Annotated in this window: 6 protein-coding genes; 4 read left to right on the top strand and 2 right to left on the bottom strand. The window is 70.0% G+C overall.

Annotated elements, in window-relative coordinates:
• The first annotated feature begins 854 nt into the window (after positions 1-854).
• On the top strand, positions 855-3017 hold the full coding sequence (locus ACFWBB_RS11970; RefSeq protein ID WP_385269766.1) for a SpoIIE family protein phosphatase: 2163 nt from the start codon (positions 855-857) through the stop codon (positions 3015-3017).
• Positions 3018-3229: 212 nt separating this feature from the next.
• Here the strand turns inward: ACFWBB_RS11970 and ACFWBB_RS11965 are convergent, their stop codons facing one another.
• A complete protein-coding gene (locus ACFWBB_RS11965; protein WP_385269764.1) occupies positions 3230-4414 on the bottom strand; it encodes a type III polyketide synthase in 1185 nt (394 codons plus the stop codon).
• A gap of 616 nt (positions 4415-5030) precedes the next feature.
• Here ACFWBB_RS11965 and ACFWBB_RS11960 point away from each other — a divergent pair.
• Both ACFWBB_RS11960 and ACFWBB_RS11955 read left to right on the top strand, forming a co-directional pair.
• Entirely contained in the window at positions 5031-6716 is a 1686-nt protein-coding gene (locus tag ACFWBB_RS11960; protein ID WP_385269762.1) for a ribonuclease J, read from the top strand.
• Positions 6717-6795: 79 nt separating this feature from the next.
• Complete coding sequence (locus tag ACFWBB_RS11955; RefSeq protein ID WP_385269760.1) at positions 6796-7581, top strand: spermidine synthase; 786 nt, start codon at positions 6796-6798, stop codon at positions 7579-7581.
• Positions 7582-7882: 301 nt separating this feature from the next.
• Here the strand turns inward: ACFWBB_RS11955 and ACFWBB_RS11950 are convergent, their stop codons facing one another.
• Positions 7883-9640, bottom strand: a complete 1758-nt coding sequence (locus tag ACFWBB_RS11950; protein ID WP_385269758.1) for a glycoside hydrolase family 6 protein — start codon at positions 9638-9640, stop codon at positions 7883-7885.
• A 928-nt stretch (positions 9641-10568) separates the two neighbouring features.
• Between ACFWBB_RS11950 and ACFWBB_RS11945 the strand changes: the two genes are divergently transcribed.
• Entirely contained in the window at positions 10569-13484 is a 2916-nt protein-coding gene (locus ACFWBB_RS11945; RefSeq protein WP_385269756.1) for a glycoside hydrolase family 48 protein, read from the top strand.
• Positions 13485-13642: the final 158 nt, after the last annotated feature.

Genomic DNA, 13642 nt, shown 5'->3' with positions numbered 1-13642 from the left:
GCGCCGCGCGACCAGGCACAACGGGCCCCCGCATCCCGACGTCGGGGCGTTCTGTGACCGTCCGCTCCATACCAGGACCCGCGGTGGGGAAACCGTCCATGGCCCCCTCCCCCCATGCCGGTATCGCGGTCGACCGCCCGGCTAAATCCTTTTTCTGAGCTCTCGGTGTACCGCTTTCCGCCTTCACCGTAAAGAGTTCCTGCTCGCGATTCCGGAATATTTCTACGAATGGTTTCCCGAGCGAATCTCGATCACCAGAAGTGTCTTCTGCCCCACCCTGAAAGCCTCGGCGGGGCGCGAATACGGGGCGACGCATGATCCGTAAGAGCGGCCAACCCGACATAATCGCAAGGAGGTACGAATGTACAGTTACGGTAAGCGTTCGTCGCCATTTTCTATTTCTTCCCGTCGGTCGGCCGCCACTTCCACCGGATGTAACTGGATGTGGGTGATGGCGGAAGGGCGTGAGCGTCGGGCGCGGCCGCAAACGGACCTCGACCCGGCATTCGCGCCCCGCTCCGGCTGCGCCGCACCTGGACGACGCGCCGCCGCTCGACGCGGAAACCGACCGGTCGCCGGCCGGACCGCACCAGGCGAACGCGCGTAGTCACGGGGCCACGCCCTGATCAAGAGTGGCCGCATCCCGCAAGCCCTCCGGGAGATCCCGGGAAGCCAGGGCCGTCCGGCTGCGCGGCGACGCGCTCGAGGGCGGCCTGATCATGCTGCTCCGCTGGTGTGGGCGAAGCGACCCCCGGTGTTATTCAATGAGGTGTGCGGTCAGGGATCTCGGGGCCCGGTCGCACGGGTCCGAGTAACGACCCCGGCGCTGCGCCGGGGATTGCTGAGAGAGCCGCATGGACTCCACGCCCTCCCCCTCGTCCTCATCGCCGTTCGACCTGGTCAGCAGCGCCCTGGGGCGTTACATCCCGCGCGGCGGATCGCCAGCGGCCGCCGGTCCTGCCAACGCGCAGGGCGACCGCGCCACCCGCCAACGCGTACCCGACAACCCGGCAGCCGACCGTCACGATCAGATTCTCGGCGTGGTCAACCTGGACAGGGACCTGAGAATCACCCGCTGCAATCTGGACGCCGCCGTATTCGCGGGTCTGGACGCCGTGACCGGGAGTCCTTTCGCCGATTTCCTGCCCCCCGGGGACGTGCCGACGGTCACCCGGCGGTTGCGGCACGTCCTGGAGATCGGTGAGGCTCACGTCGCCCGGATTCAGCGCCTGCGGCGCGGCGACGGGTCGGAGCTGGTGGTCTCGATGAGCATCCTGCCCGCCGCGGCGCCTCAGGAGGGCTTGACCGTCTCCCTGATCGCCATGGCCAGGAGACTGCACCTGTATGCCGCCGAGACCGCGATCGGCACCTCACTGGACATCGGCGAGACCGCGCAGTCGCTGGCGGAGTCCCTGCTGGCCTGGGGAGACGTGGCCGCCGTCGACCTCGACTTCGCCGTGTGGACGGGCGAGGGAGTCACCGAGCAGGCGCAGGGGCGCATCCGGCTACGGCGGGCAGCCCTGGTGCCGGACCGGGTGTGGCCCGAGGGTTACGTGACTCCGGGCGACGATCTTCCGAGCGACGCGAGTCGCCTGCTGGCGCAGGCGGTACGGCGCGACGATGCCCCGCAGGCCATCGTCATACCGGACCGGGAGGCGGTCGAGCGGCTCCTCGGCAGTCCACGAGTGATCCGTGCCCTGGTGCCCGGGGACCGGTCGGCGAGTGTGGCGTGCATACCGCTGGTCCTGGACGGCGCGCCGTCCGTCGTGCTGGGCGTGGCGGAGGTCTGGCGGCGGGCGGACTGCTCCTTCCACGACAGCGAGTTGTTCGACCTGCAGGAACTGGTGGCCAGGACCGCCCATCACGTCGACCTGGCCCGTCAGCACCAGCGCGAGCACACTCAGGTGCTGGCGTTGCAGCGCAGGCTGCTGCCCCGGACGGGCGGCGGCACCATCGAGATCGCCAGCGTCTACCAGCCCGCCACCCCCGACAGCGCGGGCGTCGGCGGCGACTGGGTGAACAGCTTTCCGCTGCCGGACGGCCGTACCGCACTGGTCGTCGGTGACGTCGTCGGGCACGGCCTGGGAGCCGCGGCGACCATGGGCCAGCTGAGCATGGAGGCCCGCGCGCTGCTGTCCGCGGGGCTGGCACCCGACGAGGTGCTGGAGCACCTGGACGAGACCGTGACGCTGCTCGACGACGCGGAGTCGGGGCTGGCGGCCGGCTACAGCGCCCTCGGCTCGACCTGCTGCATCGCCCTCTACGACCCGGTCAGCCACCACGTGACGCTCTCCAGCGCCGGCCACCTTCCCCCCGTCCTGGTGCTTCCGAACGGCCGCGCGGGCCCGCTCGCGGTCAGCCCCCACCCCGGTCTGGGCGCCGAGTTCGCGCTGCGGGAGCCGTTCGAGGTGTACACGTTCGGCGCGCCCCCGGGCTCCCTGCTCGCCCTCTACACCGACGGCCTGGTGGAGGATCCGGCCCTGTCGATCGACGAGGGAATCAGCAGGCTGGCGGATGTCCTGTCCACGGTGCACCCCTGGGACGCCCTGCAGCAGGCCGCGCGGCACGTCGTCGCCGCGCTTGCGCCCGTGCGCCAACGCGACGACGTGACCCTGCTGCTCGTGCGCATGATCGGCTACCGCAAGGGGGACACCGCGACCTGGCGGCTGCCCGCCCGCGACGACGCGCCGGCCCGTGCCCGCGCGCACGTCTCCGCGCTGCTGCGGCAGTGGCACACCAGGGGCGACACCCGGGACGACGTGCCGCTGCTGGTCAGCGAGCTGGTCACGAACGCGGTGCGCTTCGCCACCGGTCCCATCACGATACGACTGATCAGGGCCGGTCACGGCCTGCTGTGCGAGGTGGGCGACACCGGCAACGGCAGACCGCGGCTGGGCCGGGGCGGCCTCCTCGACGACGGCGGGCGCGGCCTGCACATCGTGCACAGACTGACCACCCGGTGGGGGGTGCGGTGGACGGACACCGGCAAGGTGGTCTGGGCGGAAGTCGCAAGGTGACGTGCGGCTGCCGGGCGGGGCGGCAGGCGTACAGCAGCGCAGCGAGGGCCGGGACGGCGTGCGCGTCAACCGGCGCCACCGACGGTACGGACGACGCCCTCAGCGGTACCGGTGGCGTGACCCGGTGATGCGGGCGGCCCGTTTGCAGGCACGGGTGGCGCGGGCTCGTGCTGCGGCCACCCCCCTTCCGGCTACGGCCACTCCCCTTCCGGCTAGAGCCACTCCCCTTCCAGGGCGGTGGCGGTGAGGCCCGGTGCCGCCGCGTACAGGACGGCGCGATCGCCCGACTTCTGCCCGGCGTCGTGCGCCCGCCTCAGGATGTCGAACACGGCGGCGCCTCCACGGTTGCCGCTGGTGTAGCTGTCCCGGCTGTGGTCCAGCAGCCCCGACGGCCACGCGTCGGGCATCGTCTGCTCCATGTACTCCAGCACCCGGGTCCCGCCGGGGTGCGCGAGCAGCACGTCGGGGTGCCAGGAGTCGGGGTCGTCCTGGTAACGGAGGCGCAGCCACTCCCACATCGCGGTGACCGTCTCCTGTACGGCGCGCGGCCCGCGCCGGTCCATCACGAAGTGGGTGCCGTCCGCCCGGGTGTCCAGGCGGTGCAGGTCCTGGGTGCCGGGCAGGGTGTGGTGCCAGGCGGCGTCCAGCCGCAGCACCGACTCGGGCCTCGGGCGGCCCGTGACCACCGCGGCGACCGCGGTGTCCGCGAACAGCAACCGGACGATCAGGGACTCGAGGGTGTCGTCAGCGGGCTGGTAGGTCGTGCTCAGCGCCTCCGCGATCACGACCAGGACCACCCGGTCGGGGTCCGCGGCCACGAGATCCGCCGCCAGGGCCAGGGAGCGGGTCCCCGCGACACAGGCCCACTGCGTGGCCGGCAGCAGCATTACGTCGTCGCGGAGCGAGAGCCTGTTGGCCAGGGCGATGTCCAGACCGGGCAGCGCCGGGGTGGTGGAGTGACTGGTGATCAGGCAGTCGACGTCCGCGGCGTCCAGCCCGGCGATCTGCAGAGCTCCGCGCGCCGCACGCTCCCCGTAGGACTGCACGGCCTCCCAGGCCGGGGCGGTGCGCTCCTGGACGGTCTGCGGCGCGGGTATCGCCTCGAGGGCGGCGATCACGCGGTCCACGTCCTGCTCGGTGAACCCGTCGCGTGCCAGCGCCTCTTGGGCGGGCCCGGTGCCGACTGCCCGCAGGCCGCCTCCGTTGCCGGGCGCGAGGGCGGTCTCCAGCGGCAGCATCCACCCGCGGGTCTCGATGCCCGTACTCGCCGCGATGCCTTCGATCCGCGGCGCCCAAGCCGCGTGCGGGTGCCGGTCGCGCACCTCCGCCACGATCTGGCTGGTCTCCACGGCGTGCTCACCGTGTATCACGGCAGGAGGACAGAGGTAAGCGGCCATGATGGGCACCTTTCCAGGGGAACGAGGAGGAACGTCACGAGGGCTGCGTCATGGGGCACTTCGGACTTCACGCCCACACCGATGGGCTCCGCTTCGGGAGTCGCCGCCTTCGTCGAGCATGGACGCCAAAGGGACATTTCCGCTGTGACACACACAACTTGGGCGACCCTGGAGGACGTGATACGGCACACACCGCTGCCACAGTCCCGCTCGGAGCGGTTCCAGAGGCCGTACCTGACCAACCGTCAGCACTAGAGTCGCCGGGTCCGGGGGCGCACCACTGGCGGGCCGACGTCGGCGCCCACAGTGACGGTCCCCCGGTGGCACCCCGCCGGAGGCCGCACGGCCGATGGCGCGACACGGCATCGAGCGACGGCAGGTGGTCGACGAAGAAGACGGGCTCGTCGGCATCGCCCGTTTACCGACCTGCCGCGACCTGCTGCAGGTCTGTAAACGGGCGGCGCCGGTGATGCCGGCGGAGGGGCGAGGGGTACGCCTTCACCACTCCCCGCCCCTCCCCCGGCAGTGGCCGTGGCGCCCGGACATCGCGCCGCGCCCCGCATCGAACGTGCAGGTGGTGGATCACACCGGCAGACTCTTCGGTACCGTGGAGGTCATGAGCCATCCGCACCCAGAACTCAAAGCCGCCCCGCCGTTGCCCGAAGGCGGGCTGAGGGTGACCGCCTTGGGCGGCTTGGGCGAAATCGGTCGCAATATGACCGTCTTCGAGCACGCCGGCAAGCTGTTGATCGTGGACTGCGGTGTGCTGTTCCCAGAGGAGAACCAGCCCGGGGTGGACGTGATCCTGCCCGACTTCACCTCGATCCGGGACCGCCTGGACGACATCGTGGCCGTCGTCCTCACCCACGGCCACGAAGACCACATCGGGGGCGTGCCCTACCTGCTGCGGGAGCGGGCGGACATCCCGGTCGTCGGCTCGAAGCTCACCCTTGCGTTCCTGGAGGCCAAGCTCAAGGAGCACGGGATCCGCCCCCGCACGGTGCGCGTGCGCGAGGGCGATCGGCGCAGCTTCGGCCCGTTCGAGTGTGAGTTCGTGGCCGTCAACCACTCCATCCCGGACGGGCTCGCCGTGGCCTTGCGGACCGCGGCCGGCCTGGTGCTGCACACCGGCGACTTCAAGATGGACCAGTTCCCCCTGGACGACCGGATCACCGACCTGCGCGCCTTCGCCCGCCTCGGCGAGGAGGGCGTGGACCTGTTCCTCACCGACTCCACCAACGCCGAGGTCCCCGGCTTCACCACCTCCGAACGCGAACTGAACCCCGCGATCGAACAGGTCCTGCGCACCGCGCCACGCCGGGTCATCGTCTCCAGCTTCGCCAGCCATGTGCACCGCATCCAGCAGGTCCTGGACGCCGCCCACCAGCACGGCCGCAAGGTGGCCTTCGTGGGCCGCTCGATGGTCCGCAACATGGGCATCGCCCGCGACCTCGGCTACCTCAAGGTCCCGTCCGGCCTGGTCGTGAACGCCAAGGAACTGGAGAAGCTGCCGGACCACCGGATCACCCTGGTGTGTACGGGCTCCCAGGGAGAGCCGATGGCCGCCCTGTCACGGATGGCCAACCGCGACCACGCCATCCGCATCGGCAAGGGTGACACCGTCCTGCTCGCCAGCTCGCTCATCCCCGGCAACGAGAACGCCATCTACCGGGTGATCAACGGCCTGACCCGGTGGGGTGCCAACGTCGTCCACAAGGGCAACGCCAAGGTGCACGTCTCCGGCCACGCCAGCGCCGGTGAACTCGTCTACTGCTACAACATCGTCCGACCCCGCAACGTCATGCCGGTCCACGGCGAGTTCCGCCACCTGCGGGCCAACGCCGACCTCGCCATCCGCACCGGCGTCGACCCCGACCGGGTCGTCATCGCGGAGGACGGTGTCGTCGTCGACCTCGTCGACGGCCGCGCCTCCATCACCGGCAAGGTGCCCGCCGGGAACGTCTACGTGGACGGCATGGAAGTCGGCGGCGCGACAGAGGCGTCCCTCAAGGACCGGGTCACCCTCGCCCAGGAGGGAGTCATCACGGTCGTGGCCATCGTCGACTCCGACACCGGCGCCCTCGCCGAGGCCCCCGACTTCCTGGCCCGCGGCTTCGTCCACGACGACGCCACCTTCGACACGGTCATCCCCGTCATCGAGAAAACGCTGGCCAACGCCGCACAGGAAGGCGTCGGCGACGCCCATCAGCTCGAACAGCTCATCGCCCGCGCCGTGGCCAACTGGGCCTTCCGCACGCACCGCCGCAGGCCGCTGATCATCCCCGTCATCATCGACGCCTGACCGGGCTCGCCGCCCCGGCTCCCCGCCCCCACGCCGGCAACGGCGCCCCCGCATCCACGAACGTAGGAAAGGTGAACGGATGGGCCTGCGCTTCGAGGAGATCGACTGGCAGCCGACACCCATCGGCGAGATCAGTCTGCGGCGGCGCCGCCACCCGGTCTCGGGAGACGACGTGTACGAGGTGAAGCTCGGCGACGAGTTCCTGATGTCCAGCCTCTTCACCGCCGGCGAGATCGCGCTCACGGAACTCGGACTGGCCGAGCTGCCGCACGCCGAACGGCCCGAACTGGACGTGGTCGTCGGCGGACTCGGGCTCGGCTACACCGCCCGGACAGCCCTGGACGACCCCCGGGTGCGCTCCCTGACCGTGATCGAAGCGCTCGCCGAAGTCATCGACTGGCACGAGCGGCACCTGGTGCCCCTCGGAGCCCAGCTGACCTCGGACGTCCGCTGCCGCCTGGCGCACGGCGACTTCTTCGCGCTGGCCGCCGACCCGCGCGGCCTGGACCCCGAGGCCCCGGGCCGTCGCTTCCACGCCGTCCTGCTGGACGTCGACCACTCACCACGCCATGTGCTCCACCCACGCCACGCGGCCCTCTACCGACCCGCCGGGCTGCGTGCCCTCGCCGAACACCTCCACCCCGGCGGGGTATTCGCCCTGTGGTCGAACGACCCGCCCGACGAGCAGTTCACCTCCGCGCTCACCGAGGTCTTCGCACAGACGGCGGCCCAGGTCGTCGACTTCGACAACCCCCTGCAAGGCGGTACCTCGACCAACACCGTCTACGTGGCCCGCAAGGCACCGGCCACACCACCGGACGACGGCTCGGCCGGATCCGGCGATACGGCGCGGCCACTCAAGTAAGGCAGCACAACCGCTCCAGGTGAGAGGCCGGCACCCCCATGGCACATGCATGGGTGCGCCGGCCGACCAGGACGCAGCGACCCCGGCGACTCCGTCATGGTGGTCGCCCGCACTTCCGTACGCGAACTATGGTGTCCCACCACATGTGTCCTTGACCTGCGGATCGGCCTGGCCGCGCCGGTCCAGCGTTGTGCCGTGTTCTGCCCGACGCCTTTCCGTCGACCGGTCACAGGACGCGATTCCGCCGGGGCCTGCCTCTCAGGGAGGGCCGGCTCCGGCGGACGCTCGCCGCGTCAGGGGTTTACGGCAGCGGCGGATAGGCGTTCTGCATCAGCTGCTGGAACTGGGCGGAGAACCAGTGTCCGGCGAGCGGCGAGTTCGGCAGTGCGCCCGTGGGGTTGTTGCCGTTGCGGGCGTTGCCGCCGTAGGTGGGGTCGCACATGCGGTCGAAGCCCTTGCCCTCGTCGTTGGGGACGGCGGCGCTGTTGCCGTCCGACTCCCCCGGCGGCTTCACCCACACGTAGGCGTCGACGCCGGCGGCCGGGGCCGCGGTGGGCCGCTGACCGAGTCCGGCGCCGCTCTGGTTGCACCAGTTGCCGGCGTGGGTGCGCCGGTCGATTCGGCTGCCGTTGACGTAGTCGTCGACGGAGGTCATCGGGCCGGGGCCGGTGGGCCGGGCGGAGCCGCCCCAGCCGTTGCGGGAGGTGTCGATCAGCATGCCGAGGCCGGAGTCGAACCCGGCGGCGACGAGCTTGTCCCGCAGCCCGAGCGCGAACGACTGCTCGTCCACGTACTGGTTCCAGTCGACCCATTTCGACTGGCGCACGGTCTGGCCGTTCACCGTGTCGGTGACCTTGAGGTTGGGCTCCTTGACGGGGCTGTAGTTGGCGGTGTTGACGATGAACCCGGCCACGTCGTTCACGCTCGCGCCGTTGGTCGTGGCCACCTTGGCGAACTCCTGCACTGCCGGGGCGAGGTTGCTGTCCCAGCCGAGCCACCCGTGGTGGCCGGCGTCGATGTAGTTGTAGACGTTTGTGAGGGCGCCGAGCTTGTCGAGGGCGTAGGAGACGCCCTTCTCGTAGTTGCCGTTGCTCTTCATGGCCACACACGCGTCGGTGGTGGTGTTGGTGCCGCCGGCGTTGGTGACCAGGTTGGGCAGTGAGTCGGGCTCGATGACCGTGGCGATCCGCAGGCCCGCGTACTTCGGGTCGGACAGGATCGAGGCGATCGGGTCGATGTACTGGGACTTGTACTTGTCGAGATCGTTCGGACCGAGTTCGCCGTTGGAGGCCAGGGCGGCACAGTCACGGCCCGGCAGGTCGTAGATGACCAGCTGGACGACGAGCTCGGCGGAGCCCTTCTGCTTCAGTGCCTCGTCCAGGTGGGCGCGCAGGCCCATGCCGCCGGCGACACCGTTGATGGCGGCCATCCGGTCGAGCCAGACTGCGGTGGGCTGGTCGGCGATGCGGCTGCCGCCCGGCTCGGCGGCGGCCTTGGCCGACCACTCGGGGTTCACATAGCCCTTGGCTCCGACGTAGGGGTTGGCGACCCGGCCGTCCGTGCCTCCGCCGGTGCCACCGCCCGTGCCACCGCCCGTGCCACCGCCGGTACCTCCGCCCGTGCCGCCGCCCGATCCGCTTCCGTCGTCGACGTTGCAGGTCACGCCGTCGAGGCTGAAGGTGGCCGGGGTGGTGTTGGTGCCGCTGTAGGCGGCCTGGAAGCCGAAGCTGACGGAACCGCCGGTGGCGAGCGTGCCGTTGTAGCTCTCGTTGGCGGCCGTGACGGCGGCCCCGCTCTGGGTGACCTTCGCGTTCCAGCCGTTGGCGATCCTCTGGTTGCCGGCGTACGACCACTTCACCGACCAACCCGACTTGGCCGCGCTGTTGTTGGTGATCGTCACGGCGGCGGTGAAGCCGGTGTCCCACTGGTTCTGCACCTTGTAGTCCACCGTGCAGGGCATGGAGGCGGCGGCCCCGGCCGGCGCCGTGAGGAGCGCGGCCCCTGAGGCTCCGGTCAGCAACGCCAGCGCTGCGAGCAACGAGATGTTGGTGCGACTCATGAGAATGGGTTCCTTCTGCTTCGGGGATTTGTCCACTGGTTGAGCACGCGCAAGTGATCGCGCAGCCCGGTGCCCCTCGACGCCGGTGCAGCGTCGTGGTCGGAGACCGGGAACGGCTCACGGGAGCAGTCCGGCGTTCCAGGGACGGCCCGTGCGGGGGCGCTCGCGGTCGTCGGACCACTTCACGACCTGATCCGCACAGCGTCGCGAACGGGTGTTCTCGCCGAATCCCGCCGACCGTCAGCGGCACGTCCCGGCCGCGACCCGGACGTCCGTGAGACGGCTGGCCTCGTCGGGATCCCCGTGCACGCGCCGCTGTCCCGCCGGCAGGTGCGCGGTTCCACGGCGCGTGAGGTCCCGGGTCCGGGTACGGCTCTCTCAAAGGGCGGCCGGCGCCCTCTCAGAGACGGGACGGTCCGCGTCCCCGTCCCGGGTGGCCTTCCGGCCGCCGGCGAGACCCGGAAGCGGGCTTCCGACTGCCCGGTTGCGCAGGGTGGTTGGTGATTCTCACCGATCTTTGGAAGCCGTTGTCCCACCGGCCGGCGACGGTGTGCTCCACCGCGCAGGGGCGGGTCGCTCCCTGCGGCGGGACCATCGGGACGGCCGACGTGGCGACGAGCGCGTCTGCGCCTGCGGCGGCTGAGTGGTGTGAGGGTGGGGGGTGTCGCATGAGCGTCTCCTTGCAGCTTGGCGCGCCGTGACCGGTGCGTCGACTGGTTGGAACCGCTCCCACTGGTGCGAAGGAAGTTAGCGCCAAGTGCCGCGGTTGCACAGAGGGGGCGCTCAACTTTCCCCGAACCGAACCGCTCTGAGCTTTCGACTCTTCAAGCTTCTTGACCGCCACCACCGGCATCCCCATTATGGGAGCGCTCCCACTGGCCAAGACTTGTCCTTCCCCGAGCCGCAAGCCGCTAGGAGGAACCAGTTCATGGATCCCGGACGTAAAACCAGAACCGTTCGGCGGGTGTGGACCGCCGCCGCAGCCGCGTTAGCCCTGCCCCTGTCGATGCTGGCCACCGGCGCGACGACCGCGCGTGCGGCGGGCGTTCAGTGCAGCGTCGACTACAGGACGAACGACTGGGGCTCCGGCTTCACCGCGGACCTGACCCTCACCAACCGCGGCACGGACGCCATCGACGGCTGGAGGCTGACGTACTCCTACGCCGGCAACCAGAAGCTGACGAACGGCTGGAACGGCAGCTGGGCACAGTCAGGTCAGCAGATCACGGTGAACAACGCCTCGTACAACGGGACCATCGCCGCCGGCGCGGCGGTCACCGCGGGCGCGCAGTTCACCTACAGCGGCACCAATGCCGCACCCGCCTCCTTCTCGGTCAACGGCGCCCCCTGCAACGGCGCCCACCAGCCGCCGATCACCGTGCTGACCAGCCCGACCGCGGGCGCCGTCTACACGCAGGGCGAAGCCGTGCCGCTGGCGGCCACGGCGGTGGCCGCGGACAACGCGACGATCAGCAAGGTGGAGTTCTACGACGACACCAAGCTGCTGGGCACGGATACGAGTGCGCCGTACTCCCTGCCCTCCTCCGGGTTGTCCGTGGGCAGTCATTCGCTGATCGCGAAGGCGTACGACAGTCTGGGCGCCTCCGCGGAGTCCACTCCCGTCGGCGTCACCGTCGCGTCGGGCCCCAGCGTGGTCAGCACACCCACCCAACTGGGCGTCCAGCAGGGCAGGACGGGCACCTACGAGGTGAAGCTGTCGAAGCAGCCGAGCGCTGACGTCACGGTGACAACGGCTCGCGCGAGCGGCAACTCGGGCCTGTCGGTCACAGGCGGCGCGAGCCTCACCTTCACGCCGTCGAACTGGAGCACCGCCCAGAAGGTGACCGTCACCGCCAACGCCTCCGGCACCGGTCCCGCCGTCTTCGAGTCGACGGCCCCGGGTCACGCCAAGGCCGCGGTCACCGTGACGGAGCTGGGAGCGACGAAGGCGTACGACGCCCGGTTCCTCGACCTCTACGGCAAGATCACCAACCCGGCGAACGGCTACTTCTCCCCCGAGGGCATCCCGTACCACTCGGTCGAGACGCTCATCGTCGAGGCTCCGGACCAGGGGCACGAGACGACGTCCGAGGCCTACAGCTACCTACTCTGGCTGCAGGCCATGTACGGCAAGGTCACGGGTGACTGGTCGAAGTTCAACGGGGCCTGGGGGATCATGGAGAAGTACATGATCCCCACCCACGCCGACCAGCCGACGAACTCGTTCTACAACGCGTCGAAGCCGGCGACGTACGCGCCCGAGCTGGACACCCCGAACGAGTATCCGGCGAAGCTGGATCCCTCGGCCGCGGCCGGTTCGGACCCGATCGCCGGTGAGCTGAAGAGCGCCTACGGCACAGATGACATCTACGGCATGCACTGGCTGCAGGACGTCGACAACGTCTACGGCTTCGGCAACTCGCCCGGCACGTGCGAGGCGGGCCCGTCGGCCACCGGTCCGTCGTACATCAACACCTTCCAGCGCGGCGTGCAGGAGTCGGTGTGGGAGACGGTGCCGCAGCCGACCTGCGACGCCTTCAAGTACGGCGGGAAGAACGGTTACCTGGACCTGTTCACGGGTGACTCCTCCTACGCCAAGCAGTGGAAGTTCACCGACGCCCCGGACGCCGACGCGCGGGCCGTGCAGGCCGCGTACTGGGCGGACATCTGGGCCAAGCAGCAGGGCAAGGGCAGCGACGTCTCCACGACGGTCGGCAAGGCCGCCAAGATGGGCGACTACCTGCGCTACGCGATGTACGACAAGTACTTCAAGAAGATCGGCAACTGCGTCGGACCGACCGCCTGCCCGGCCGGCACCGGCAAGGACGCCTCGCACTACCTGCTGTCCTGGTACTACGCCTGGGGCGGCGCCACGGACACCAGCGCCGGCTGGGCCTGGCGCATCGGATCCAGCCACACCCACGGCGGCTACCAGAACCCCCTGGCCGCCTACGCGCTGAGCAGTTACGCCGACCTGAAGCCCAAGTCGGCGACCGGACAGGCGGACTGGGCCAAATCCCTCGGTCGGCAGCTCGAGTTCTACCGCTGGCTGCAGTCCAGCGAGGGCGCCATCGCGGGCGGGGCGACGAACAGCTGGGCGGGCCGCTACGCGACTCCCCCGGCCGGCACGTCGACCTTCTACGGCATGTACTACGACCAGCAGCCCGTCTACCACGACCCGCCGTCCAACCAGTGGTTCGGCTTCCAGGCGTGGTCGATGGAGCGGGTCGCCGAGCTGTACCAGCAGACGGGGAACACGCAGGCCAAGGCGGTCCTCGACAAGTGGGTCACCTGGGCGCTGTCCAAGACCACCATCAACCCGGACGGCACCTACCGGATCCCCTCCACGCTCCAGTGGTCGGGCCGGCCCGACACCTGGAACGCATCAAGTCCAGGCGCCAACAACGGACTTCACGTCACCGTCGCCGACTACACCAACGACGTCGGCGTGGCCGCCGCATACGCCAAGACCCTGACGTACTACGCCGCCAAGTCCGGTGACGCCCAGGCCGCGTCCACCGCGAAGGCGCTCCTGGACGGCATGTGGAACAACTACCAGGACAGCCTGGGCATCGCGGTCCCGGAGACCCGAAGCGACTACAACCGGTTCGCAGACAGCGTGTACGTCCCGAGCGGCTTCAGCGGCAAGATGCCCAACGGTGACGCGATCAACTCGTCGTCGACGTTCGACTCCATCCGGTCCTTCTACAAGAACGACCCGGCCTGGTCGAAGATCGAGACCTACCTCAAGGGCGGCGCCGCGCCCGTCTTCACCTACCACCGGTTCTGGGCCCAGGCGGACATCGCCCTGGCCATGGGCTCGTACGCGGAACTCCTCGAGTAGTCCCCCGCTGAGGCTCCGTGTGCGCGATCCCGTCGCAGGGAGACGGGGTCACCCCACCGGGCGGCTCCCCCAGGGGGGCCGCCCGGTGAACACCCTTGTCCCGTCGCCCGAGACACTGACGACCCTCATCTTGTCAGGGGCATGATCTTCTCCTACAG

It is taken from the genome of Streptomyces sp. NPDC060000 (genome assembly GCF_042737375.1).
Taxonomy (GTDB): domain Bacteria; phylum Actinomycetota; class Actinomycetes; order Streptomycetales; family Streptomycetaceae; genus Streptomyces.
Note: the sequence above shows the minus strand (reverse complement) of the source record. Positions and strands in the feature narration are given on the sequence as shown.